The 24337-nt window shown below is 69.7% G+C and carries 23 protein-coding genes; 18 read left to right on the top strand and 5 right to left on the bottom strand.

The window, feature by feature from the left end; genetic code table 11:
- Window positions 1-112: 112 nt before the first annotated feature.
- Entirely contained in the window at window positions 113-565 is a 453-nt protein-coding gene (locus tag BN6_RS09095) for a hypothetical protein (RefSeq protein ID WP_015099285.1), read from the top strand.
- Window positions 566-666: 101 nt separating this feature from the next.
- Here BN6_RS09095 and BN6_RS09090 read toward each other — a convergent pair whose 3' ends face one another.
- Together BN6_RS09090 and BN6_RS09085 are read right to left on the bottom strand one after the other, a co-directional pair.
- Window positions 667-1062, bottom strand: coding sequence for a PIN domain-containing protein (locus BN6_RS09090; RefSeq protein WP_015099284.1), 396 nt, complete (start codon window positions 1060-1062; stop codon window positions 667-669).
- Window positions 1059-1343, bottom strand: coding sequence for a type II toxin-antitoxin system Phd/YefM family antitoxin (locus tag BN6_RS09085; protein WP_015099283.1), 285 nt, complete (start codon window positions 1341-1343; stop codon window positions 1059-1061). The genes BN6_RS09090 and BN6_RS09085 overlap by 4 nt, the downstream gene beginning before the upstream one ends.
- Before the next feature lie 66 nt (window positions 1344-1409).
- Between BN6_RS09085 and BN6_RS09080 the strand changes: the two genes are divergently transcribed.
- The gene (locus tag BN6_RS09080; RefSeq protein ID WP_015099282.1) at window positions 1410-2150 is read left to right on the top strand and encodes a DUF72 domain-containing protein; all 741 of its coding nucleotides are present in this window, start codon (window positions 1410-1412) and stop codon (window positions 2148-2150) included.
- A gap of 53 nt (window positions 2151-2203) precedes the next feature.
- On the opposite strand, the gene BN6_RS09075 is transcribed toward BN6_RS09080, so the two are convergent.
- Window positions 2204-2947, bottom strand: coding sequence for an arylamine N-acetyltransferase family protein (locus tag BN6_RS09075; protein ID WP_015099281.1), 744 nt, complete (start codon window positions 2945-2947; stop codon window positions 2204-2206).
- A 28-nt stretch (window positions 2948-2975) separates the two neighbouring features.
- On the opposite strand from BN6_RS09075, the gene BN6_RS09070 reads away from it, so the two are divergent.
- Both BN6_RS09070 and BN6_RS09065 read left to right on the top strand, forming a co-directional pair.
- On the top strand, window positions 2976-3734 hold the full coding sequence (locus BN6_RS09070; protein WP_041312346.1) for a DUF72 domain-containing protein: 759 nt from the start codon (window positions 2976-2978) through the stop codon (window positions 3732-3734).
- Window positions 3735-3780: 46 nt separating this feature from the next.
- Window positions 3781-4146 carry a peptidase inhibitor family I36 protein gene (locus BN6_RS09065; protein ID WP_015099279.1) on the top strand — a complete coding sequence of 122 codons (366 nt, stop codon included), beginning with the start codon at window positions 3781-3783 and terminating at the stop codon, window positions 4144-4146.
- 7 nt (window positions 4147-4153) lie between these two features.
- Here BN6_RS09065 and BN6_RS09060 read toward each other — a convergent pair whose 3' ends face one another.
- On the bottom strand, window positions 4154-7783 hold the full coding sequence (locus BN6_RS09060; RefSeq protein ID WP_041312344.1) for a caspase, EACC1-associated type: 3630 nt from the start codon (window positions 7781-7783) through the stop codon (window positions 4154-4156).
- Window positions 7784-7934: 151 nt separating this feature from the next.
- On the opposite strand from BN6_RS09060, the gene BN6_RS45410 reads away from it, so the two are divergent.
- The 7 genes from BN6_RS45410 (at window position 7935) to BN6_RS09030 (ending at window position 16497) form a co-directional block, all read left to right on the top strand.
- Window positions 7935-8141, top strand: a complete 207-nt coding sequence (locus BN6_RS45410; protein WP_148302782.1) for a hypothetical protein — start codon at window positions 7935-7937, stop codon at window positions 8139-8141.
- 5 nt (window positions 8142-8146) lie between these two features.
- Window positions 8147-8977 carry a DUF6338 family protein gene (locus tag BN6_RS09055; RefSeq protein ID WP_015099277.1) on the top strand — a complete coding sequence of 277 codons (831 nt, stop codon included), beginning with the start codon at window positions 8147-8149 and terminating at the stop codon, window positions 8975-8977.
- Between the two features lie 202 nt (window positions 8978-9179).
- Window positions 9180-13382: a BREX system serine/threonine kinase PglW gene (gene pglW, locus BN6_RS09050; RefSeq protein WP_015099276.1), complete on the top strand. Its 4203-nt coding sequence runs from the start codon at window positions 9180-9182 to the stop codon at window positions 13380-13382.
- Window positions 13383-13486: 104 nt separating this feature from the next.
- Entirely contained in the window at window positions 13487-13855 is a 369-nt protein-coding gene (locus BN6_RS09045; RefSeq protein WP_015099275.1) for a PE family protein, read from the top strand.
- A 23-nt stretch (window positions 13856-13878) separates the two neighbouring features.
- Window positions 13879-14427, top strand: coding sequence for a DUF3558 domain-containing protein (locus tag BN6_RS43385; RefSeq protein ID WP_158509354.1), 549 nt, complete (start codon window positions 13879-13881; stop codon window positions 14425-14427).
- Between the two features lie 13 nt (window positions 14428-14440).
- Entirely contained in the window at window positions 14441-15721 is a 1281-nt protein-coding gene (locus BN6_RS49495; RefSeq protein ID WP_015099273.1) for a PPE family protein, read from the top strand.
- A gap of 50 nt (window positions 15722-15771) precedes the next feature.
- The gene (locus BN6_RS09030) at window positions 15772-16497 is read left to right on the top strand and encodes an ESX secretion-associated protein EspG (RefSeq protein ID WP_231905155.1); all 726 of its coding nucleotides are present in this window, start codon (window positions 15772-15774) and stop codon (window positions 16495-16497) included.
- Between the two features lie 72 nt (window positions 16498-16569).
- Here BN6_RS09030 and BN6_RS46540 read toward each other — a convergent pair whose 3' ends face one another.
- On the bottom strand, window positions 16570-16884 hold the full coding sequence (locus BN6_RS46540) for a hypothetical protein (protein WP_015099270.1): 315 nt from the start codon (window positions 16882-16884) through the stop codon (window positions 16570-16572).
- A 127-nt stretch (window positions 16885-17011) separates the two neighbouring features.
- Between BN6_RS46540 and BN6_RS09020 the strand changes: the two genes are divergently transcribed.
- From BN6_RS09020 to BN6_RS08990, 7 genes are all read left to right on the top strand, one after another.
- Complete coding sequence (locus BN6_RS09020) at window positions 17012-17872, top strand: helix-turn-helix domain-containing protein (protein WP_015099269.1); 861 nt, start codon at window positions 17012-17014, stop codon at window positions 17870-17872.
- Complete coding sequence (locus BN6_RS09015; protein WP_015099268.1) at window positions 17869-18042, top strand: DUF397 domain-containing protein; 174 nt, start codon at window positions 17869-17871, stop codon at window positions 18040-18042. Before BN6_RS09020 ends, BN6_RS09015 begins: the two co-directional genes overlap by 4 nt.
- A gap of 58 nt (window positions 18043-18100) precedes the next feature.
- Complete coding sequence (gene pglX / locus BN6_RS09010; protein ID WP_148302781.1) at window positions 18101-21985, top strand: BREX-2 system adenine-specific DNA-methyltransferase PglX; 3885 nt, start codon at window positions 18101-18103, stop codon at window positions 21983-21985.
- A 91-nt stretch (window positions 21986-22076) separates the two neighbouring features.
- Entirely contained in the window at window positions 22077-22730 is a 654-nt protein-coding gene (locus tag BN6_RS44820) for a YbaB/EbfC family nucleoid-associated protein (RefSeq protein WP_085983490.1), read from the top strand.
- Complete coding sequence (locus BN6_RS09000) at window positions 22727-23038, top strand: type VII secretion target (protein WP_015099265.1); 312 nt, start codon at window positions 22727-22729, stop codon at window positions 23036-23038. The genes BN6_RS44820 and BN6_RS09000 overlap by 4 nt, the downstream gene beginning before the upstream one ends.
- 7 nt (window positions 23039-23045) lie before the next feature.
- Entirely contained in the window at window positions 23046-23810 is a 765-nt protein-coding gene (locus BN6_RS08995) for a hypothetical protein (protein WP_015099264.1), read from the top strand.
- A gap of 71 nt (window positions 23811-23881) precedes the next feature.
- The gene (locus BN6_RS08990) at window positions 23882-24313 is read left to right on the top strand and encodes a hypothetical protein (protein WP_148302780.1); all 432 of its coding nucleotides are present in this window, start codon (window positions 23882-23884) and stop codon (window positions 24311-24313) included.
- The last annotated feature ends 24 nt before the right edge of the window (window positions 24314-24337 follow it).

Below are 24337 nucleotides of genomic sequence, written 5' to 3'. Positions count from 1 at the left end.
AGGGGGAGGCCGGGCGCGCTGCGTCACCGGCTCGTAACCCGAGCGTGTGCTCCTGTCCGCGCAGCCGGGTGAGCATCACTCATACCAGTGGGTCTTGGTCGATCTTGGTGGCATGACGCCGCACCGCCGAAGAGCCCGCGCCCGACGTCCGCTGCCGGACCCGGTGCGGGTGGAGGAACTGGTCGCCTACCTCCGCGCCGACCGCGGGTGGCGGGACGAGGTGGCCCGCCGGCTGGTGGCCCGCCTGGACCAGCGCCTGGTGCGCTCCGCGAAGGCGTGCGGCTGCCGCCCGCTGGCGCACGTGGCGGAGGAGCTGGACAGCCAGGCGTGCGTCGACCTGGGCCCGGGAGTCCCCTACCAGCTGGCGAAGGCCGTCTACGGCCAGGTCCGGTTGCGCGGTGCCGCCCGCCTGCGCCAGACCGCCCGCAGCCTGCGCGTGCTCGGCGTCTACCTGTGCGGCAACGACCTGGCCCAGTGCCCCTGCACCGCCGCCCTCGCCCGCGACCCCCAGCAGGACCAGGTCGACCGCGTGGTGAGCGGCGCGCTGGACGGCGCGGGCTTCTGAGGGCGCCACAGGCTTCCCGATGGACGGGAAGGACGCCCGGCCGCCGGGAGGCCGGGCACGTGGGAGGTCGCCCCGGTGGTGTCCGGCGCCGCCGGGGCGACTCACACGCCGACGACCTCGACCACGCGCTCCAGGCCGGCGAAGTCGCGCGGGTTGGTGGTGAGCACGGGGAGGCCGTGGGCGGCGGCCGTGGCGGCGATCTGGAGGTCGAGCCGGCGCGGGCGGGGGCTGCGGCCGGAGCGGCGGACCAGGGCGGCCAGCGTGCCGTAGAGCTTGGCCGCCGCCAGGGTGAACGGCAGCACCTCGAACTGGTCGAGGGCCGCGTAGTAGCGCTCGGTGCGGGCGAAGCGCTCCACCGGGTCGTCCACGTCCAGCCCGTAGGCCAGTTCGGCCACCGTCACCGTGCTGATCGCCGGTTCGGCGCGGGCCAGGTCGCCGAGGTCGACCTCCTCCAGCCGGATCACCACGCCGGTGTCGAGCAGGATCCGCCGGGTCACCGCCGCCACGGGTCCTGCGCCGGGTCGTCCGCGCCGAACACGTCGTCGTCGGCGCGGCGGTCGGCGGCCCAGCGGTCGGCGTCGACCGGGGGGAGGCGGCGAAACCGGGCCTGGGTCTCGGCGAGCGTGCGCCGGGGGCGGTCGCCCTCGACGTGCGGCACCAGGTCGGCGACCGGCCGGCCGTTGCGGGTCACCACGAAGCTCTCCCCGGCCTCGACCCGCCGCATGATCTCGGCGTTGTCGTTGCGGAGCTCGCGCTGCCCGATCGATGCGACACCCATGCCACAATCCTACCCACTGTGCTACAGGTGTGCTACACGTTTCGCCGGTCACTGACGGGGGCACCATTGACTACCATGGGTGATATCCGAATCGGCACCTCGGGCTGGCGGTACCCGCACTGGCGTGGCGACTTCTACCCCCGCGGCCTCCAGCAACGACTGGAGCTGGAGTTCCTCTCGCGGATGCTCAACACCGTCGAGCTCAACGGCCCGTTCTACGGCCTGCACAAACCCGACACCTACCGGTCCTGGTACGACCGCACGCCCGACGACTTCGTGTTCGCGGTCAAGGCGCACAAGGAGATCACGCACTTCCGCCGATTACGCGACGCCGACGAGGCAATCGACGAGTTCTTCGCCTCCGGCGTCCTGGAACTGCGCGACAAGCTCGGCCCGATCCTGTGGCAGCTCCCGCCGACCCTGGCCTACCAGCCCGACCGGCTGGCCGCGTTCCTCGACCACCTGCCCGGCCCGCCCGTCCGGCACGCCTTGGAGATCCGCCACCCCACGTTCCTGGTCCCCGAGGTGACCGACCTGCTCACCGCGCACGGCGTGGCGCTCGTCGCGGCCGAGTCCGCGGGCCGCTTCCCGGAACCCGACGAGCCGACCGCGGACTTCGCCTACGCCCGCCTGCACGGCGACCGCGAGCTCTACGTCAGCGAGTACACCGACCCGGCCCTGCGCCGCTGGGCGGACAAGATCCGCACCTGGTCGGCCGACCGCGACGTGTTCGTCTACTTCGACAACACCATGCACGGCGCGGCCCCGCACGACGCCCGCGCCCTGGCCGCAATCCTCACCGCCTGACACCCTCCCCCGCACCCTCGCGCGCCCTCACCACGCCCTCACAGCGCCCACGCTCACCCGCTCAACCGGGGCACGCGATCCAACACGATCCCGAAGTACTCGGCGTAGGCCGCGAGAACCCCGTCATCGTCCAACTCCTCCTCACGCCGCACGTCGCCCTCGGTGACGATCAGCCGGTTCCCCGCCACGGTCACCCGCCCACCCGGCGTGGCGATCGAACACCGCGCCCCGCGCCGGAACGGCGAGCCCGGCCACGTCTGCTGGTACCAGCAGGTGGCCCGGAACTCCTCCAGCGCGCGGGGCCGCAGCTCCAGCCGGTACTGCACGACCCCGTCGTGCAGCACGTCGACATCGCCCCCGGGCGCGTCGACCAGCCGGAACACCCCCGCCGAGTCGACCTGGCCGGCCCGGCTGAGCAGGTCCAGCGGCCACAGGCTGAACCGCCCGAACCCCACGTCCACGAGGAGGTCGCCCACCCGCAGCGCCAGGTGGTCGAACGGCGGCCCGTAAACCCCGTCTTCAGCGAAGACCTTGGCGGACAACAGCTCCACCGGGTGCCCGAGCGAGGTCAGCAGCGCGGCGAACGCGCCGTTGAGCTCGTAGCAGAACCCGCCCCGCCGGCGGCGGACGATCTTGTCCACCAGCCACTCGTCGGTGAGCGTGATGACCTCACCGAGGTAGATGCTCAGGTTCTCGAACGGCACCGCGCCCAGGTGCCGCTCGTGCAGCTCGTGCAGCGAACTCCGCCGGGTCGCGCCGATCCGGTCGAGGTAGGCGTCGGTGGTGCTGGTGTCCATGAGGGACAAACTTGCACCACGGACCCCCATGGAGGTCAATGGTGATGTGATCCGCATCGGTACGTCGGGCTGGACCTACCCGCCGTGGCGCGGCGTGTTCTACCCGAAGGGCCTGCCGCACAAACGGGAGTTGGAGCACCTCGCGGGCGAGCTGGACTCGGTGGAGGTCAACGGCACGTTCTACGCACTCCAGAAACCGACCAGCTTCCAGTCGTGGGCCGCCCAGACCCCCGACGACTTCATCTTCGCCATCAAGGGCAGCCGTTTCATCACGCACATGAAACGCCTGCGCGACCCCCACGACGCCCTGACCAGGTTCCTGGACTCCGGAGTGCTCACCCTGGGCACGAAACTCGGCCCGTTCCTCTGGCAACTCCCCCCGACCCTCCAGTTCGACCCCGGCCTCCTCACGGCGTTCTTCGAAGCCCTTCCCCGCGTCCACGAGGACAGGCCGCTCAGGCACGCCTTGGAAGTCCGCCACGAGTCCTTCCGAGACCGGCGGTTCCTGCCGTTGCTGGAGGAGCACGGCATCGCGTGCGTCATCGCCGACACGGCGCACACGTTCATCGAACTGGAAGCGGTCACCGCGGACTTCGTCTACATCCGCCTGCACGGCGAAGAGGAGCTCTACACCAGCGGCTACACCGACGAGTCCCTCGACCGCTGGGCCACCAAGATCCGCGCCTGGTCCCGGACCCACGACGTCTACGCGTACTTCGACAACGACGCGAAGGTCATGGCCCCACGCGACGCCAAAGCCCTGGCCGCCCGGCTGGTTCCCGAGTAGCCGATCGCCCGGCGCCACCCCACAATTCCCGTGGAGGTGCCCGGCGATGACGACGAAGAGCCTGCTGACCGCCGTGACGATCACCGCGGCCGCCCTGATCTCCAGCGGCACCGCCACAGCCCAACAACCCGCCCCCACCTGCGACCGGGGCGAGTTCTGCGCGTGGTCAGGCCCGAACTACACGGGCAAGTCCCAACGCCTGGACCTGGAATCCGCCAACCCGAACGAGTGCATCCCGTTCCAGGACGACCTGGTGGCCCGCTCCTTCGTGAACAACCTGACCAGGGACGCCTCGGTCTACCAAAGCCCCACCTGCTCGACCGAAGCCGAGTTCACCACCTACCCGGGCAGAGGAACCTACGTCCCCGACGCCCCCTTCGTGGTCCGAGCCATCCAGGTCTGGGGCTCGTGATGACAGCTCAGCAAAGCCACTCGCGGGGATGGACCTCCCGGTCGTAGAGGCGCCACAGGGGCACCCGGACCGCCGAGCGCCGGTCGGCCGGATCGCCGAGCAGGCGGGTTCTGGCCAGCGCGCGCCGCAGCCGTCCGGCCGGGTCACCACCCTCCGACCGGTCCAGGAGCACGGCCCGCCGCGCGCTGCCCGCGTCGAGCAGGCCGTCGGCCAGGTAGCCGTTCAGGGGCACCGCGAGGGCGGCTGTCATGTGTTCGACGGTGGACATGGCTTCGAACAGCCGTTGACCCAGTGGCCCGTCCACAGCGCCGGCACCGTCCTGGAACTCCGCGTCGACCGCTTCCGACAACGCGGACCCGATTCCCCCTTGTGCCGTCCACAACGCACGATCACCGACCACGACGAGGTGGGCTCGTGCCCTCGTGACCGCCACGTTCCAGAGGAAGCTCTGCCGCTGCAGCCACCCGATGGCCCCGGACGACATCCCGGGGGAGGCGACGAGCGAGAACACGATCGCGTCGCGCTCGCCTCCCTGGAAGGTGTGCACCGTGCCCACCCGAACGTCGTCGACGGCAGCGAATCGGCGTCGGAGGGCTTCCTTCTGCCCGGCGAACGGAGTCACCACGCCGATACCGGCCCCGGCCGGGAGGACGGTGCGGAGGTGGTCGACACAGCGCACCACCTCCTCGACCTCCTGGTCGTTGCACCAGGACTTCCCGGACGCGCGCCGGGCGTCACCTCGGACGTCGTGCCAGGCGAGCGCGGGCAGGGGTGCGCGTTTCTGCGCGGCCACGTCGGTGAGCACGGCGAGCCCGCGGTCGTAGAACCTCCGGTTCGACACGCCGGCGATGTCGGGGTGGCACCGGTAGTGCTCGTCCAGCAGGAGGCTGCCGGCGGCGGCGCGCTCGGCGATGTGGAACGCGGAGTGCCGGCGGTAGTTCGCCGCCACGTCCTCCAACCACGCCGCGTTCACCCCGGACGTGCGCTGCGCGCCCTTCTCCGCCGCGACCGCCAACTGCTGGACCGGCGGCAGCTGCATCGGGTCGCCGATGATCAACGCCCGCTTGGCCCGGTAGAGCAGTGGCAGGACGTGCGGGATGAGGCATTGGCTGGCCTCGTCGACGATCACCAGGTCGAACAGGCCGGGGTCGGTGGGAAACCTCCGCACGCTGAGGCTGGTGACAGCCCAGCCCCGCACGTGCGGCAGCACGCGCTTGACCTCCGCCCAGTCCGAGCGGGTGGCCTGCAACAGCGCGTTGATCGCCCGAGAGCCGCGCCGTGCGCCCTCGGTCACCGCTGCCGCCAGGTCCGCCGTCGCGGCGACCTGGACGGCCCGGTCCGCGTGGCCGGCGGCAGCCACCAGTTCGTCGTCGGTGCGCTGCCGCTCGGCGTACGCCCTGCTCTGGCGCCACGACAGTTCGGCGGCGACCCGATCCGCAGCGCGCATGCACACCTCGCCGACCGGGTCGCGGGTCCAGCCGATGTCGCGCAGCAGGCGGGCTCGTCGCGTCCGGCCGAAGAACCGCGCGCCGGCCAGTTTGCGGGCACGTGCCACCCAGTGGTCCCACGGTGTGCCGACAGGGAGCGACACGGGGTCGCCGCCGATGGCCGCCCATCTCGCCAGCGCGGCCTCGCGCTCGCGCGCGAGCCTGAGCAGGTGCTCTTCGAATCGCGCCTTCGTCCCGAATTCGGCCCGGACGGCTTCCTGCGCCGCCAGTGCCTGGTTGAGCTGGGCCCGCGCGGTGGCGACGTTGCCCGGACCCGGTCCCAGGGCAGCGAGGTCGGCGAGCGTGTTCGCTTCCTCCCGCCGGTAGTCGGAACTGCCGGTGCGGACGACCGCTCCCGCGACCATCGCCCCGACCCGCTGCGACACCTCGTTGACCGCCTGGTTGTTGGTCGAGGCGACGAGCACCGTCTGGCCGTTGGCCACGGCGGTCGCGACGAGGTTCGCGACGAGCTGGCTCTTGCCGGTTCCCGGCGGCCCCGTCGCGACGGTCAGCCGGCGGCCCATCGCCGAGGCGATGACCTCGCGCTGCCGGTCGTTCAGCGCGATCGGTGCCACCAGTTGCCACGCCGAGGCGGCTCCCGACTGTCCGGGGGCGAGCAGCTCGGCCAACGCGGTGGTGGCGATCGTCCGGCTCTGCTGCCGGATGCGGTCGAGATCCTTGAGCAGCCCCTTGGTCGCGTCGATGTCGCGGGGTGCCGCGAACAGCAACGCGGCGTTGCGCGCTCCGCTGAGCGGGGTCTCGAGGTCGAGCCGGGCATCGAGCGCGGACGGCTGGAGCTTGTGCACGTCACGAAGCTGATAGGGATCACCGAGGTGGAAGTTGACGTCCTTGACGAGCTGGCTGTGCGACCCCGCGTGCCACGTCGGTTCGTACTCGTCCGCGAAGGTCTGCGCCTCTTCCTCGCCGAGGAGCTTGGTGGCCAGCTTGCGGTGGGGTTCGACCGGACCGTAGGGCTCCAGCCTCGGTCCCGTCGCGCCCTCGACGAGGGCGACGCGGCGGACGAACAGGGGTGCGACGTCCGCGACCCGGTTGGCGCCGCTGAGCAGCACGATCGCCGGGTAGCCGTACCAGAGTTCGCAGTCGTCGTCGGCCACTCTGCGGACCAGCCGCTCGGCGCCGGGCGGCAGTTCGCAGGTGCCGTCGTCGTCCAGGATCCCGGTCAGGATGCGCTCGGGACCCGGCACGCACACGAATGAGGTCCCCACCTGGTCCGTGCGCATCAACACCGGCTCGGCGGCATCGGCGAGCACACACGACCGGTAGTAGTCGATGAGCGCTTGCCACGGGTCCTCCGGCGCACTCGCCGCCACGACCTGCTTGCGGGGCGCCCCCGCGGTGGAGCGCAGGCCGATCGGCGCGAGCCGCAGCGTCGGGCCACGCCACGTCTTGGCGATGAAGATCTCGTCGTTCACCCCGAGGGCGGACTTCTCCGGCGTCTGCCTCGGGTGCTTGGCCCGGACCTGCTCGGACACGTGCCGGAACAGCTCGTCCACGCCGATGACCCCGTCGCCGTCCCGATCGGCCTGCCCGGTGGCCAGGGCCTGCACCAGCTCACCGGTGAACAGTGACGGAGCCGGCAGTCCCGCCGAGTCGACGCCGCCGGTGAAGGACTCCTCCTCGGCACTGGAGGACGACAACACGTAGACCCCGCGACTGCGCAGCAGCGAACCTCGTGCACCCTTGCTCACGCGGGTGCTGAACCCCCTGGTGAAGCCGCCGCTCTCGCAACAGTCCAAGATCGCGATCTTCTGCGCTGCGGCGCACTGCTCGAGCTGGTCGTTGACGTATTCGGAGCTGACCGCCGTGTCGTCCCACCTGCCGGGGCAGGTGTCGGTCGTGGCGAAGAAGAACCTGCCGTCGCCGCTGATCGAAGCGTTGCCGTGCCCGGTCAGGAACACCACCACCTGCTCGTGGGTGCCGGCCGCTCCCAGGAACTCGGCGAGCCGGTGCCGAACCGCGCGGGAATCGGCGTCCTGGAGGATCTCGACCTCGTCGAAGGCGCCGAGCGACGGGTGTTCGAGCACTTGGGCGAGCAACTGGGTGTCCGCGCGGGTGCAGGGCAGCGCGGACAGCCCGGAGGTGTAGTTCTCCGTGCCGATCAGCAGGGCTCGCTTGGTCAGCGCGGTCACGTACGGTCTCCATGGTCTCGACGTGCAGACATCTGCGGAACACGATGGCCATACGATTCGACCGCGTCCCGAATTCCTCCAATCATCACCCGATGGAACCAATCGCCATGCCACCATCAGGCACAACTCGTACCGAACTCCGGGAAGAATCATGACCGAACCGCAATCCGGCGGGAAAGCTCTTCAGACCGACCACCAGGGCAAGGGGATGGTGATCGACTCCTCGCACCCCGTCGGGCTCTCCGAACCGGTGGAACCCCGTCCACCCGCGCACCCCACGCCCGCCAGTCCTGCCGCGCCCGCCACGCCCGCCGGGCCTGCCGGGCCTGCCGGGCCTGCCGGGCCCGAGGAGTCCTGATCCCGATGCCGACGACCCCGGTCGCCATCGGGATCTTCCTGCTCATGGTCGTCCCCGGTATCGCCTTGGAACTGCTCCGCCAGCGGGCGCGCCCCGGCCGCCAGGACAGCGTGTTCGTGGAGACGAGCCGGGTGCTGCTCGGCGGCGTGCTGCTGAGCGGGACGAGCCTGCTGGTGCTCGGCCTCCTCCGCACCACCACCGCCGCGCCACTCGCCGACCCCCGCGAACTGTTCACCCGGAACTCGTACCTCCCGGACAACCTCTGGCTGGTGGGCACCACCGCCGCGCTGTTCGTGACGATCTCGATCACCTCGGCGGCGTTGTTCTACAGCCTGTTCCCGTACCAGGGGCTCCAGGGCGAAATCGCCCAGGAGAGCGCGTGGGTGACGGTGTTCGCCCGGTTGGCCGGGCGGGTGGAAGCCGAGAAGCGGGAACTGCTCCGCGGCAAACGCCTGATCACCCAGGTGCAGGTCGACCTCGACGACGGAACCGGGTACATCGGTACTCGCGAGTCCTACTCGGCCGATGTCGTTCCGGAGAACCGAGAACTGGTGTTGACCCGCCCCCTGCGCCGCGTCGACGCGGACGGGACCGAACTACCGCTCGACGAGAGTTGGGAGCGGGTGATCGTCGGCAACGACAAGGTGCGGGCCATTCGAGTCCTCTTCATGACCGTGGACAACAAGGCAAGCGCACCGGCCCACCGCGTGCTGACGAACTCGCGGAGGGATCACGCCATCGCGTTCGCCCGATTCTGCACGACCGATCCGCGATGCCTGACGGCGCTGCTGGCCGCGCAGACAGCGATCCCCGCGCTGCTCGGCGTGTTTCGCTGATACCTCTTCGGCGTGGCGCCGGAAACAGGTCACCATCTGTGCCGAGGGTTTGTGCGGTAGTCGTTTCGGCGCCCCGGATCCGGCCGGTGCGGCGCGGAGCCGGAGGGCGTTCGTGCTTCCGGGCGGACGACAGACCCGGTTCGAACACGGACCTGGCACGATGGATCGGACTGAACGGCAGTCAGGGAGGCACGAAGCCCAAGTGGACGAGAATTCGAAACGGTGGCACGAGATCACGCAGTCGGCGTTCGGCCACGAGCGCGCCGCGCTGCGGCAGGTCCGCGACCTGCTTCCGGACCGTCACCCGTTCGAGGCGTGGTCGAACTTCACCTTCACCTCCCAGCACGGACACGTCCGCGAAGTCGACTTGCTGGTCGCCACGCCCAGCGGGCTGCACCTGGTCGAGATCAAGAGCCTCCAAGGCAGGCTGACCAACCAGAACAGCATCTGGGTCCAGCACCGTCCCAACGGTCGGGTGCGCACGTTCGACAACCCGCTGGCACTGGCGAACCAGAAAGCCATGGAGCTGAAGAGCCTGCTGCTCCAGGCCGCACGCCGGGACGGGGTGCACGTCCCGTACGTCGCCGCGGCGGTGTTCCTTTCCGAGGCCGGCCTGGACTGCCGCCTGAGCGAGTCGCAGCGCCACGGCGTCTACGGTCCCGAGCACGGCACCTCCTTGGCGAAGATCGGCTCGGACCTGCTCACCGGCCAGGTCAGCCGCTCGCCGGTGCCACCGGAATTCTTCATCGCCCTGCCCCGGTTGCTCAAGAGCATCGGCATCCACCCGACACGGCGCAGCGTGACCGTCGGTGCGTGGCAGATCGAGCCGCGCCCTTACGAGAGCGGCCCCACCTGGCAGGACCACCACGCGACCAGGGAGGACATGCCCGGCGAGTACCGCCGGGTGCGGATCTACCTCTACGAGCGCGAGGCGGACCGGGACAAGCGCGAGTCGATCCGGGCCGCGGCGGAACGCGAGTTCCGGGCCTGCCAGGGCATCCGGCACCCCGGGTTGTTGCGCCCGGTCGACTTCGTCGCGCACGAACTGGGGCCGGCGCTGCTGCTGGAGCAGCAGCCGGAAGCGGTCCGGCTGGACCACTACATCGCACAGCACCACGCCGCGCTCGACCTGCCGACCCGCCTGGACCTCGTGCGCCAGCTCGCCGAGGCGGTGAACTACGCCCACGAGCGCAGGCTGGTGCACCGGGCGCTGTCCCCTCGCGCGGTGATCGTCCAGCCGACCGGTGGTGACTGGCTCCGGCCACAGCTCCAGGTGGGTGAGTGGCAGGCGGCCGCGCGTGGGCTGTCCGGTCCGACCACCGGTCACCGCCTGCGCCCCAGCAGCGGGGCCGCAGCGCACATCGAGGCCGCAGCGACGCCCTACCTCGCCCCGGACTTCACCGACGACCCGGACGGCACGGTCGCCATCGACGTCTTCGGCGTCGGTGCCATCGCGTACCTGGTGCTCACCGGACAGGCTCCCGCGGCACCCGCCGACCGGGCCCAGGACCACGACGGCCTGCACCCGCAGGCCGCCGACGACAGCATCCCCGACGACCTGGACGCGGTGATCGCGCTGGCCACCACCCCCGTGGTGGCCGACAGGTTCCCCGACCTCGCGCTCTTCCTGGAGGAGTTGGCCGACGCCACCAGGCTCGACGCCACCGGCGCGGAGCGGGAGGACCCGTGGGACGCCGGCCTCGGCCAGCGCCTCGCGGACTCCGACTACGTGGTGCGCAAGGTGCTGGGCACCGGCGCGACGGCCCGCGCGTACCTGGTCGACCACGACGGCATCGACACCGTGGTGAAGGTGTCCCGGTCGGCCGAGGCGGAAGACCGGCTGGTCGACGAAGCGCACTCGCTGGAGCACCTGCGCCACGACCACATCGTCGTGCTGCGGCGGAGCCTGTTCCCCCTGGGCAGCCGACACGCGATCGAGATCGACTACGCCGGGGAGCGCTCGCTGGCCCAGGTGCTGCGGGACGAGGGCGCCCTGCTGCCGGACAAGCTCCAGCTGCTCGGCGACCAACTGCTCGACGCGCTGTCCTACCTGGAACGCAAGGGTGTCGCGCACCGCGACATCAAGCCGGACAACCTCGGCCTGCGCAGTCACCCGAAGACCGGGCAGGCGTTGGTGCTGTTCGACTTCTCACTGGCGGGCGCACCACCGAATGACGTGCAGGCCGGTACGCGCGGCTACCTGGACCCGTTCCTCGGCACGGATCGGCGGCCCGGCTACGACGCGCACGGCGAGCGCTACGCCGCAGCCGTCACGCTGCACGAGATGGCCAGCCTGGAACTGCCGACGTGGGGTGAGGACGGCACCAACCCGAGGTTCCACGGTCACCCGGCCACCATCGCGAGCGAGCTGTTCGAAGCCGGCCTGCGCGAACCGCTGCGCACCTTCTTCGGCAAGGCGCTGCACCGCGACGCCGAGCAGCGGTTCGCCTCCGCCGAGCAGATGCGCGAGGCGTGGCGGCAGGTGTTCACCGCGCTGGACGAGACCGGTCCCGCCGCGATCTCGTCCTCGGGTTCGGACGATCCGGCGGAGCTGCGGCAGGAGGCCGCCGAACGGGCCGGTCTGGACACCGCGCTGGACGCGGCCGGCCTCACCTTGCGCGCGGTGGCCGTGGCGAACCGGTTGGGCGCGAACACGGTCGGAGACCTGCTGGACCTCCGGCTCAACGAGGTCCGCCGAGCGCGCGGGCTCAGCCGGAAGACGCGGACGGAACTGCTCGACCGGATCGCCGCGTGGCGCACCCGCTTGGTGTCCGACCCGAGCGCGATGCGCCCGCTGCCACTGCCTGAGGACGCCGACTCCGGCCGCCTCCCGCTCGACGCGATCGTCCCGCTGCTCCTGCCGACGGCCAAGCGCCGCAACGACACGCAGGCCGCGATCAGCCGCCTTCTGCTGGGGTTGCCGGACGCGGGGGGAGCGCTGCCCGCTACCCGGTGGCCGACCAACCGGGCGGTGGCCGACCGCACGAACGTGACGCCGGGGCGCATCGCCCAGGTGTTGACCGCCCGCCGCAAGGCGTGGTCGGAACTGGACGTCCTGGAGAGCGTGCTCGACGAGGTGGTCGACGCGCTCGCGTCGTTGCGCCGGGTGGCCGCCGCAGAAGAGCTCGCCGAGGTGCTGATCGCCCGGCACGGCTTCGCCGAGACGACGGACCCCGGGCTGCGGACTGCCTACGCGTACGCGGTGCTACGCGCTGTCTACGAAGCGGACTCGATCCGGGAAGAGAGCAGGTTGGTGCTGCGCAGGCACCACGACCGCCTGCTACTGGCGTTGCAGGTCGGCCAGGACGAGCCGGTCGAGACGCCGTCGGACGAGGCGTTGCTCGACCTGGCCACCGCGTTGGCGGACGCGGCGACCGCGCTCGCCGCACAGGATCCCCTGCCCACGCCGACCGCCGTGGTCCGCGAACTGGCCGCGTGCGTGGAGCGGTTCGGCGAGGCCTTCGACGAGAAGCGGCTGGTCCGCTTGGCCGCGGCGGGATCCGGAGCGGTCCTGTCGAACGTGCGCATGGAGCTGTACCCGCGTGACCTGCCTGCGGTCCGGGCCCTTCGCCTGGCGCAGGCCGGTGCCGGGCTGCCGACGGACGGCCTGAGCGCCGAAGCGGTGCAGCGGCGGGTCGACAACCGGTTCCCCGGGCTCGACCGGCTGCCGACCGGGCGTGCGCTGAAGGAGTTGCTGGTCGAAGCCGGCTTCGCGGTGCGATGGGACGGCGAGCGGTTCGGTCCGCCCGCACCGCAGCTCACCGCCGTCACGCCGGACCTCACCTCGTCCACGGGCTCGACGAGCCGGCCAATGATCGAGGGGACGGCCGCAGGGGACGTGGACGCGCGGTTGGCCGACGTCGCCCGGCGCGGCGGCATCCGGGTCGTCACCGTCCGGCTCAAGCGGTGGGCTCGGGCGCGGGTGGCGGTGGAACTGGCCCTGGGACTGCCCGTCGTGGACGTGACGACCGCGTTCGTGGCAGCCCTGCGCGAAGTCGCGAAGGAGTTGCGCATCCCGGACTTCGACCGGGTGTTGCGCGCGGACGCGGCGGAGCCCGGCAGCAACGATCAGCTCAACCTGCACCGGGTGGTGGAGCAGGCGTGCCGGCGGCTGGAAGCGGACTGGACGCGCCGCCACGTGCTGGCTTTGGACGGCCTCACTCCGCTCGGGCGCTACCCGGCCGCACAAGCGCTGCTGGAGAAGCTGTGCGACCGCGCCCGCTACGGCCGGACGGCGGGCGGCCCGCCCGGTCCGGACACGGTGGTGCTGCTGTGCCCGGCGGAGGACGAGACGAAGGCCCCTCACATCAATGGTTACGTCATCAGGGTGAATTCGCCGGAAGAGTGGATCATCGCGAGATCTCCTTGGCCGCCGGCCGGAATACTGCACCCACAAGCGGGCTGAGAGTCACGTGCCGCTCAGGCACGTGACTCCCGCACGCCCGACTGCGCATACGCACAGCAATGACTACTGGACACAGTGTGACCAGGCTAAGAAGAGGGGAACTCATGCCGTTCGTGGCGGACGGCGGTGGCGGAGCGGGCGCTCCAGCCGCTGCCCCGGTGGCCATGCACGTCGCACCGGAGCAGATCCTGGCGCTCAAGGCCCGGTATGAAGAGGTCCGGGACACGATCCATGCCTTCATCCTCCAAGAGGAGTTCACTCTCGTCGACGCGCCGGCGATGGCGGACGACGAAGTGTCGCAGGACGCCGCAGGCACCTTCAGCGCCAACGCCACCGTCGCGCTCGAAGTCACCAGGAAGTTCATCATCGAACTCGACCACAACATCGAACAGCTCGACAACGCCGCGAAGACCTACCGGCTGGTCGAAGACACCAACACCGACGCGATGCGACCACAGGCCAGGGGGATCTGACCGCGATGCGACGACCTCTGCCTATGGCGCTGGCCGCTGTCCTCGTACTCGGTGCGTGTGCCCCTGAAGGTAGCCAGGCACGCCCCGAGTCGACTACCGCACTGGCCACCACGTCGTCCGTACCCGCACCGGCCACCACCCGGCTGCGCGAAGTGAAACTCGACGGGAAGAACCCCTGCGAGATGCTGACGCAGGAACAATTGACGGACTTCCTCATCAAACGCCCCGGGCAACAGGTGAAAATAGCCACGATCGAGGCCACGGGCTGCCAGTGGCCCGTGACCGGGGGTGCCAATTCCATCGTTCCGGTCACCACCGACGGCATCGAGGTCTGGACCGAAGGCAAGCGCGTCGGCAAGCCGACCGCCATCGACCCGATCGCGGGGTTCAAAGCCATCACCGTGACCACGACGCTGAACCCGCACCGGTGCGACGTGGTGGTCGACACGGCCGCCGGGCAGTACCTGGCCGCCGGGTTCTCCCTGACCACCGACAAGCCGGAGAACTTTCCCCAGCCGTGCGATCGAGCCCGCCAATTGGCCGAGGCCGCGATGCAGAACCTGCTGAAGTGAGAGGGTGCCGCTGATGGGGATCGGTGAGCACAACTTCGACGCCCAGTCGCACCGCGAGCTCTACGACAAGATCCACGGCGGTCCCGGCCACTCTGCTGCCCGCGCCGTGGACGACGCGTGGAACAACTTCCGGGCCGTCATGGGCAACGCCAAGTCGAACCTGGAGTCCGCGATTCGCGACGCCGACGCGGTCTGGGTCGGCGCGGCGGGCGAGCGGTTCAGCGCGAGTTCCGCGCCGTTGGTGAAGTGGGCCGACGACCTGCGCACGGCCGGCGTCAAGACGCACGACGCGTTCTCCTCGCAGACCTCGTACTACGGCGGCGCGAAGACCGCGATGCCGGAGCCGGTGCAGGTGACATCCACCGCCAACGACGACTACTGGGGCATCCCGGCGGGCTTCCAGCACCTGGTCGGCGGACAGACCGACCAGGACGGGCAGGAGAGCGCGGCGAACGAGGCGAAGCGCGAGGCGGTCCGGGTGATGAACGGGTACCGGGACGACGCGTCCTCCGCCGTCGACGCGCTCGGCGAGTTCGTGCCACCGCCCCAGGTCGTCACGCAGGTGGCGGAGCCGACCTTCGAGCAACCTCAGGCACACGACCAGTACACGCCGCAGTTCTCCGACCCCAGTTCGGCAGGAACGACTTCTACTTCGCAACGCCAGTCGGCGCAGCCCCCGGTGACCCCGCCACCGACGTTCTCCTCAGGCGACGACACGCACACCTCGGTCGTGCAACCGCCCGCCGAGGTCGTTCCCCGGCCGACACCGACGCCGACGCCGTCCCCGACACCTCACCCGACGCCCGGACCGACGCCCCCGGTCCACCCGCCGGTCTTCCGGCCGCTGCCCACCCCACCTGGCCAGCGGGACCGGCAGGCCGTCCAGCCGAACCCGCCACGCCCGCCCGCCGACGGTCCCCGCCACACTCGCGACCTCAGGTCACCGGACGGCACGCCGGTCCGCCCGCTCTCCGGCGGCTCGCACATCGGCGGCACGCCCAAGTTCGGCGGCGGCCTGCCGACGACTCCGGGCCAACCGTTCGGTCCCGGCAACTCGTCGGGCATCGCGCCGGACGCCCAGTCGAACCGCGCCGGCACGGCCGGGAGCCCGGTTCGCGGCCCGGCAAGTCCGTCGCCGATGGCGGGCGGTTTCGCGGGAGCCCCGCAACGCGGCCAGGGCGAGGACGACGTCGAGCACAAAGCCGCGCCCTACTTGGAAGAACTCGCGGACATCTGGGGCGAGGAGAGCCTGCCGAACGTCGCGCCCCCGGTGATCGGGGACGACCACCGGTGAGATTCGCCTTGTCCCGGCTGGAGTTCGACCTGTGCTGGGAACACCTGAAGTTGGGCGAGTACCCGACGATCCTGACGATCTCCTCGCACGGCGCGACCTCCGACGAACGCCGGGCATTGCTGGCCGGCGCCTGGCGCGGCCTGGCCGCACGGGGTCTGGTCGAGCGCAGCGACCTGGACCCGAGGCTCGCGGGTTGGCTGGAACTGTTGGCCCGCCCCGAAAGGGAGGTCGACGCCCGACTCCGGCTGGACGACGGACCCCGTATCCGGGCGGTGGCGGCGGCCCGGCGTGGTCACGCCGTGCTCGCGATGCTGACGACGGAAACGCTTGTCCTGCAACGGATCGATGAGAGCGGTCTGGCCGACGCCGTGGTATCGCTGCTGCCAACGCACCAGACTCCCCGCTCGCGTTCGATCAGCCTGCTCGCGACCGACCTGGAGAAGGCCGCGTCGGTGGCGGGCGCGTCGGCGTCCAAGATGGAGCTGGCGTTGCGGGACAACGGTGTGCCACGTCCCGACGCGCAGAAGATCGCCTCGGTGCTGGGTGGTGTGACGCGGATGGGTCAGTTCGGCACAGCGGTCCGTCCGCTGCGCAACGGCAGCCCTGGACCGCGGGTCCGAGGCCCGTACGCGGTATCTTTCTACGACACCGAGGAAGGGCGCTGGCAGTTCACCCGCCGTCCGTCAGGCGACGGTCGGGACTGGTCGACCTTGAGCCCGGCCGACCACCAGCGACTGGTTCACTCCGTGTCGGAACTGTTGTCCGCCACCGGCTGAGCGCGTTCGGCGGGCTCCTGGTCGACCTGGTTGGCCAGGAGTTCCGCCACATCCATCTCCCCGAGGGGCTTCTCAGGCGTCATCGCCGAGACCGTACGCGGCGAGCCAGAGCACGTCTTCCTCGACCGACGTGCGCGGACCGTCGCCCACCGGCCGCAGCACCAGTCGGATGTCCCGGCGCAGCAGGCAATCCGCCGATCCGCACGTCCCACACCGACCCAGGCCGTCCAACGGGTGGCCGTTCAGGCACAGCGCCAGCGCCTCGACCAGCCGGTTGGTCTCCGAACGTGCCACGGTCAGGGCCAGCTCGTCCGAGCCGTCGGTGACGCCGATCAGCACCAGGGCCAGGTGCTCGCAGATCAGTTCATCGACCGCGATTCCATTCATGATTTCGAGAGTTGCATCACCGATTCCCGCGCGCAAGGCGCTACGCTCATTCAATCGGGTGAGTTTTCGGAGCAAAAAACAATTTCGCCCGACAATTTTTTGCACTCATCGCAAAGGAGTCGGTCTCGTGAAGCAGCAGTCCGGGGTCAGCACCAGGGGAATCGGCTTCGAACTCGAACAGTTGCGCCGGGACGCCGAGTTGACCCTGCAAAACGTCGCCACCGCGCTCGGCGTCTCGATCAGCACGGTCAGCAGGCTGGAGAACGGCAAGCGGGAGGCCACGCCCGAGGAGGTCTCGGCGATCCTGGCGGTCCTGGGCGTGATCGGCCCGACCCGCACGAGACTCCTGGACCGTGCTCGCGGCGGTGACGGCTCGGGCCTGGTCGAGGCCGCGAACCCGACCGTGCAGAGCCGCACGTACCTGAACTTCGAGACCCGCGCGAGTGTCATCACCGACTTCGAGCTGATGCTCATCCCAGGGCTCGCGCAGACACCGGAGTACGCGCACGCGATCATCTCCGCCATCCAGGTGGACGAGGGCGAGCCGACCATCGAGGTCCGGGTCGGCAGGCGGATGGCCCGCCAGGCCATCCTGGCCCGCAGCACGCCACCCGCGGTCAACCTGATCCTCACCGAGGCCGCGCTCCGCCTCCCGATCGGCGGCCCGAAGGTCATGGCACGGCAACTGCGCCACCTGACCGACCTGTGCGAACGACCGAACACCTCCGTCCGGGTGATCCCGTCGACCGTCGCCGGGCACGCCGGTCTGCTCGGCCAGTTCGTCATCCTGGACTTCCCCGCCGACCGACCGGTGGTGCACGTCGAAGACCGCACCACCGGCCTGTTCCTGGACGACCCGGCACTGGTCGCGCTCTATAGGCTGACGGTCGAGAAGCTGACGACCGTGGCGTTGGACGAGGCCGGCTCAGTCGAGCTGATGTCGTCCATCGCGCGCGAGTTCACCGCGAGCGAGGAGGAACTCCGATGACCGCGTCCGACTGGCGGAAGAGCAGCTACAGCGGGAATGACAGCAACTGCGTGGAAGTGTCACCGGGACCGGTGACCGGCTTGCGGGACTCGAAGCACCCGGAATCGGGCCACCTCGCGATCCCCACGCCGGCCTTCCGCGCGTTCGTCCGATCGCTCAAGGAGAGCTAAGCGGGCAGTGGGGTGGTTCCGGCACCCGGCCCATCCCGCTCCCCTACCCTGGCTCCTTGTGACAACGCCCTCTCTCGATCGCTCCACGCTGCTGGCCGACCTGCAAAAGCAGGTGCTGATCCTGGAGAACGACCTCCGCGAGCAGGTCGACCGCGAGCCCGAGGTCATGGCCGATCTCACGGCGAGGCACGAGGCCGCGCTGACGTCGGCGACGCTGGGCACGTTCATCGGTGAGCAGGTCACCCAGGCGGCCGTGGCGTGGGTGCTCGGCACCGTGTTCGTGCGGTGGAGCGAAGACAACAAACTCATCCGTCCGATGCTGTCGGGCTCGGGTGACCGCCTGGCCGAGGCGGAAGACGCGCAGGGCGCGTTCTTCCGGCAGCAGCCGCACGCCACGGATGCGGACTGGGTCGAGCAGACCTTCGACTCACTGCGCCGCAGCGACGCGGGCGAGGCGTTGTTCGACCGCAAGCACAACCCGGCGTACCTGATCCCGATGTCGCACGACGGCGCGAAGGCGTTGATCGGCTTCTGGCGTACGCGCAGGCCGGACGGCTCGCTGGTGCACGAGTTCCGTGACGACACGTGGGACACACGTTTCCTCGGCGACCTGTACCAGGACATGTCACAGGCTGCGAAGGACAAGTTCGCACTGCTCCAGACGCCGGACTTCGTGGAGGAGTTCATCCTCGACTACACGCTGACGCCGGCCCTGGACGAGTTCGGGCTGGACGGCTTCCGGTTGATCGACCCGACGTGCGGCTCGGGCCACTTCCTGCTCGGCGCGTTCGAGCGGTTGGCGAGCGCGTGGCGCGAACGGGACCTCAACCTGAGTGACACCGAGATCGCCCGTAAGGCGCTGGACTCGGTGCACGGCGTGGACATCAACCCGTACGCGGTGGCCATCGCCCGGTTCCGGTTGACGTTGGCCGCGTGGTGGTTGGCGGGGGTGCGGACGATCGAGCAGGCGGCGGGTCAGCGCTGGGCGGTCACGGTCGCCATCGGCGATTCGTTGCTGGCGAAAAAGAGCGACACGTTGGCCGGGCTCGACCAGTTCGTGGGAATCCAGATGGAGTCTGAGGACGTCGAGGACTACCCGACGTTGCTGGACGAGGGTTCGTACCACGTGGTCGTCGGCAACCCGCCGTACATCACGGTGAGCGACGCGAAGCTGAACGCCGAGTACCGCCGGTACTACACGGCGTGCCACCGGCAATTCCAGTTGACCGTGCCGTTCGCGCAACGCTTCTTTGACCTGGCACGCAGGGCGGGCACGGACCGCCGGGAGTCGGGCTACGTCGGCCAGATCACGTCGAACGGCTTCATGAAGCGCGAGTTCGGCACCAAGCTGATCAAGGAATTCTTCCCGACAATTGAACTGACCCACGTGATCGACACGTCAGGCGCCTTCATCCCTGGCCACGGAACGCCAACGGTGATCCTCGTCGGCCGCCGCCGCTCCCCGGACCGAAGCCAGCCGGTGCGTGCCGTACTCGGCATCCGAGGCGAGCCCGGCCAACCGACCGATCCGGCGAACGGCATCGTGTGGACGGCAATCACCAGCCAGATCGACCGAGTGGGCAGCGAGTCAGACTGGGTTAGCGTCACCGACTTCCCCCGCGAACGCCTATTCCAGCACCCCTGGTCTCTCAGCGGCGGCGGGGCGGACACGTTGACGACAGACATTGAGAGAACTTCACAACGAAAACTTAATCAACATTGTGAACTTATCGGATTCTTGGCAATAACGCGGGAAGACGATGCATACGTACTTGACTCCGCAGCAGCCCGTCGGCTCTCACTCGGGAACACCGTACAAACATTTGCTATCGGAGCAGAACTGCGAGACTGGGACCACTCACCCGAATTCGATGCAGTTTTCCCCTACACAGCAGACGCCCGATCAACCCGCCTCACCCAAGCGTCAGAAAAACACCTGTGGCCAAACCGAGTACTCCTCTTTCGTAGGCGAGCACTTTCCGGATACCACATCGACCGGGGCATCGACTGGTTCGCGTATTCCGATTTTCACCCCACGCGCTGGCGTTCCACTTTTCTAATTAGCTTTGCTTTTGTCGCTACACACAATCACTTCGTACTCAATCGGGGCGGCAAGGTCTTCAAGCAGTCCGCACCGGTGATCAAGCTGCCAGCCGAAACGACAGAGGATGATCACCTCCAACTCCTCGGGGCGCTGAACTCCTCCGCTGGGTGTTTCTGGATGAAGCAGGTATGTCACGATAAGGGAAGCCAGTCCGGAACCGGCGGGTTCATGCACGATGCCTGGGAACCGTTTTACGAGTTCACCGGCACCAAACTGGAGCAGTTCCCCCTTCCTGCTGACCTGCCGCTAGCCCGTGCGCGCCGTCTCGACACGCTCGCACAGCAACTCAGCGACAGCACCCCGCAAGCCGTCGCCAAAGCCGGAATCCCCACCCGCGACCTCCTCTCCCGCGCCCACGACGACTACACCACCTTCCGCGCCCGGATGATCGCCGAGCAGGAAGAACTCGACTGGGACGTCTACCGGCGCTACGGCCTGCTCTCCGACGCCGAAGCCGCCAGCGTCGTCATCCCAGATCCCTCCACCGTCCCCGCCCTCAACCTGGGCGAACGGGCCTTCGAAATCGTCCTGGCCCGCACGGTCGCCGCCGGTGAAACCGACACCCAGTGGTTCGCCCGCCACAACTCCACCCCGATCACCGAACTCCCCACCCACTGGCCCGACGACTACCGCCGCGTGGTCGAGGCCCGTATCGACCTCATCTACAAGCGCCGCGACATCGCCCTCATCGAACGCCCCGAGTGCAAGCGCCGCTGGTCCGTCGAACCCTGGGACAAGCAACAGGAACGCGCCCTGCGCGAGTGGCTGCAAGACCGCCTCGAATCCCGCCACCTCTGGTACGCCGAGGACGCCAACGGCGCGGAACAGCCGACCATGCGTTCAGTCTCCGAACTGACCGACCTGCTCCGCCCCGACACCGCGTTCACCGACGTCGCCCGCATCTGGGCCGCCGACGCGCTCGGCAACCAGGACGTCGACCTCTCCGAGATCGTCGCCGCCCTCGTGGACGACGAGCACGTCCCGTTCCTCCCCGTCCTGCGCTACAAGCCCGCCGGCCTCCGCAAGCGCGCCGACTGGGAGCACGTCTGGGACCTCCAGCGCCAAGAGGACGACATCGCCGCCGAACTCGGCAAGGACGTCACCGACCCAGTCGTCCGCAAGGAAGTCGAGACCCGACTCGGCACGATCCCGGTACCGCCCAAGTACGGCTCCGGCGATTTCCTCCGCAACTCCTACTGGCGGCACCGGGGCAAGCTCGACGTCCCCAAGGAACGCTTCGTCTCCTACCCCGGTGCGACCCGCGACGGTGACGGCAGCCTCCTGCTCGGCTGGGCGGGCTGGGACCACCGCGAGCAGGCGCACGCGCTCGCGGTGCTGATCAGCCACCGCCACACCGAGGAAGGCTGGCCCGCCGACCGCCTCACCCCGCTGCTCGCCGGCCTGCACGAGGTGCTGCCGTGGGTGAAGCAGTGGCACAGCGACGTGGACCCCGTCTTTGGCGAATCCCCTTACGTGATCTACGAGGGCTTCCTCGAAAACCAGCTCGGCGAGTCCGGCATCGCCCGCAACGACCTGCCGACCTGGCGGCCCGCGACCAAGATGGACGTCTCGCCGCTCCCCCGCCGTGGCACCCGCCGCCCTGCCGCCGCTAAGGAGCCCAAGCAGCCCAAGGTGGACAGGGCGTTCACCGCCGAGCAGTTCGCCGTTGTGTTGGACTTCGCCGCGAACGGCCCGCTGACGACATCCCAGACCACCGAGGTCACCGGGCTGCCGTCCGCGCAGGCCCGCGAGCTGCTCAAGCAACTCGTGGAGCGCGGTGACCTGATCCAGACCGGTCAACGTCGGGGTACTCGATACGAGTTGCCGTCCGCTCGATAACGCTGCGCGCCTCCCCCTGCCGTCGATACAGTCAGCAGTCAGGCGACTACTCGAAGCGACAGCAGGGGGAGATGTGGGCGGAGTTCTCCGCTTGGGTTTCGAGGAGGACGACGAGCACGACCGTCCACCGCCGACCGGCCTACCACCGGCCTCCCAGCACCCGGCAGAACCGCTCAGCGGCCACGCGGACGGCGTGACCGTCACCGTGGATGAAGCCGCCGAAATCCGCGATGTCTCGCTGGACCGGGGTTGGCGGCGGCTGGTGGACCCGCGCCGGCTCGGCGACGCCACGCTGGCCGCTGCGAACGAAGCCACCATGCGCGCCCTGGCCAAACAGGTCGAGCAGCCACCCGAGAGCCCGGACGCACCGGCACCGCCGCCGTACCGCCCCATCACCCCACAGGACGCCGTGCGGCTGCTGGACGAGGTCGCGGCGGACCTCACCGCGTTCACCCGTCGCCTCGCCGAGGCGACCGGTCCGGTGTCCGTCGAAAGCCAAGGCGGCCACGTACATGGCACCTCCCACGGCGGCCGGGTCACGGCCTTGAAGGTCGACCCGCAGTGGGTGAACCAGGCACGTGATTCCGAGTTGATCGCCGAACTGCGGGAAGTGCTCGCCGGATTGCGCGTTCGCAGCGCGCCCGCGCACCTCGCCGCCGGACCGGACAGCCCCGCGATCGCCGAACTCAACGCGCTGGCGCGCGACCCGCACACCCTGTTACGCGGATTGGGGCTGCTGCCATGACCGATATCGCCGTCGCCCTCGAAGCCATGCGGTCCGACGCCGCGGCGTGGGAGTCCGCGGCCGATCGCGTGGACGGTCCGCGCACGGCGATCGACGGGTTCGCGCTCACCGGAGCGGACGTGTCGAAGTGGGCCGTGGACGCCGGCCTGGACCGCACGTACGACGACGCCCGGCGGACGATGGAGAGCCTGCTCGCCCAGGCTTCGGCCACGTTCCGCCTGATCGGCGAACAGTTGCGGGCCGCAGCCGACACCTATGAACGCGAAGACGAAGCGAACATGCACGCGCTGAACAAAATCGTCGAGTGAGGGCGTCGTGAACGAGTACGCGGAGCAGGCCCACCAGCAGTCACGGGACATCGACGCGCGGATCCGTGAGTTCTTCGACCAGGTGAACGGGGTGCTGAGCTGGGTCCCGTTCGGCCTCGAACACCTCGTGTCACCCATCCAGCGTGGGATGACCGCCTTGGCGGACCTGGCCCGGGAGTTCTGGGACCGGGTCGGGGCGCTGTGGGACCAGCCCGGCAACTCCGAACGCCTCAAGCAGGTCGGCGAGCAGTGGGTCGCCGAGGTCGGGAACGTGCTGGGCGACATCGCCGGCACCCTCGGCCTCGACAAGCTCCGCACGACCGCGGAGTGGGAGGGCCGCGCGTCCCGCGTCTACCGCAACGTGATCCCGGCGCAGGTGGCCGGTCTGAACTCGATCAAGGATGTCGCCAACCAGGTCCGCACCTCGCTGGCCGGCCTGGCGAACTCCATCGACAACTTCTGGCTCGCGATCAAGTGGGCGTTCGTGGTGTTCCTCGTCGGCGCGATCGGCGCGATCGCGATAGCGTGCACGATCGTCGGCATCCCAGTGGCCATCGGCGCGCTGGCCACGACGGTGTCGGTGTCACTGGGCCTGATCGTCACCGCCGTCATAGCGCTGGCGGGGCACACCAACACCGTGGAGATGGAACAGGCCGCCATCCGGCAGAAGGTTCACGACCTCGGCTCGACCTGGTCCACCCCGGGTGCCGGCACCATCTCCGACGCGAGCGTCACGGACGGCGACCCGTCCGATTGGCGGCCCGGGTCGTGACCGGCCCGGCCTGGCTCTGGCTCTCCGCTCCACGCGCACAGGAGTTGCGCACGTCCTGCACCCGGCTCGGCGTGGCACTCATCGCGGCGGCGGTCGCCTTGGCGCTGCTGCTGGTGGCCGTCGGGATCAGCCTGAGCACCCCGGGCAACGCCCTGGACGCCACCGCGTGGATCTTCGGGCCGGTGAGCGTCCTGCCGCTGGTGTTGGCGGGTGCTGTCCTGGTGAACGCCCGGGTGCACGTCCGGGGCGAGCACCTGGACCTGGCTGGTGCGCGCAAGGCGCGGCGTGGGCTCGCTGTGCTGTGTGTCTGCGTCCTGCTGTCTTCCGGGGTGGCCGCCGGGGCCAGGCTCTCCGCGATCAGCCTCGCGTCGGACGGACGGTCCTGGTCGGTCTCCCCGGCGAACTGGATCTACCTCCTGCTCCTGCTCGTGGTGGTCCTCCTCGGAGGCGTGGCGTTCGTCGCAGGGCGCACCACCCTCCGCCCCTCTACGCCAACCGGGTGACAGCGTGAAACGCCCCTTGCCGAC

The organism is Saccharothrix espanaensis DSM 44229, from assembly GCF_000328705.1.
Lineage (GTDB): Bacteria > Actinomycetota > Actinomycetes > Mycobacteriales > Pseudonocardiaceae > Actinosynnema > Actinosynnema espanaense.
This window is presented reverse-complemented; position numbering and strand designations above follow the sequence as displayed.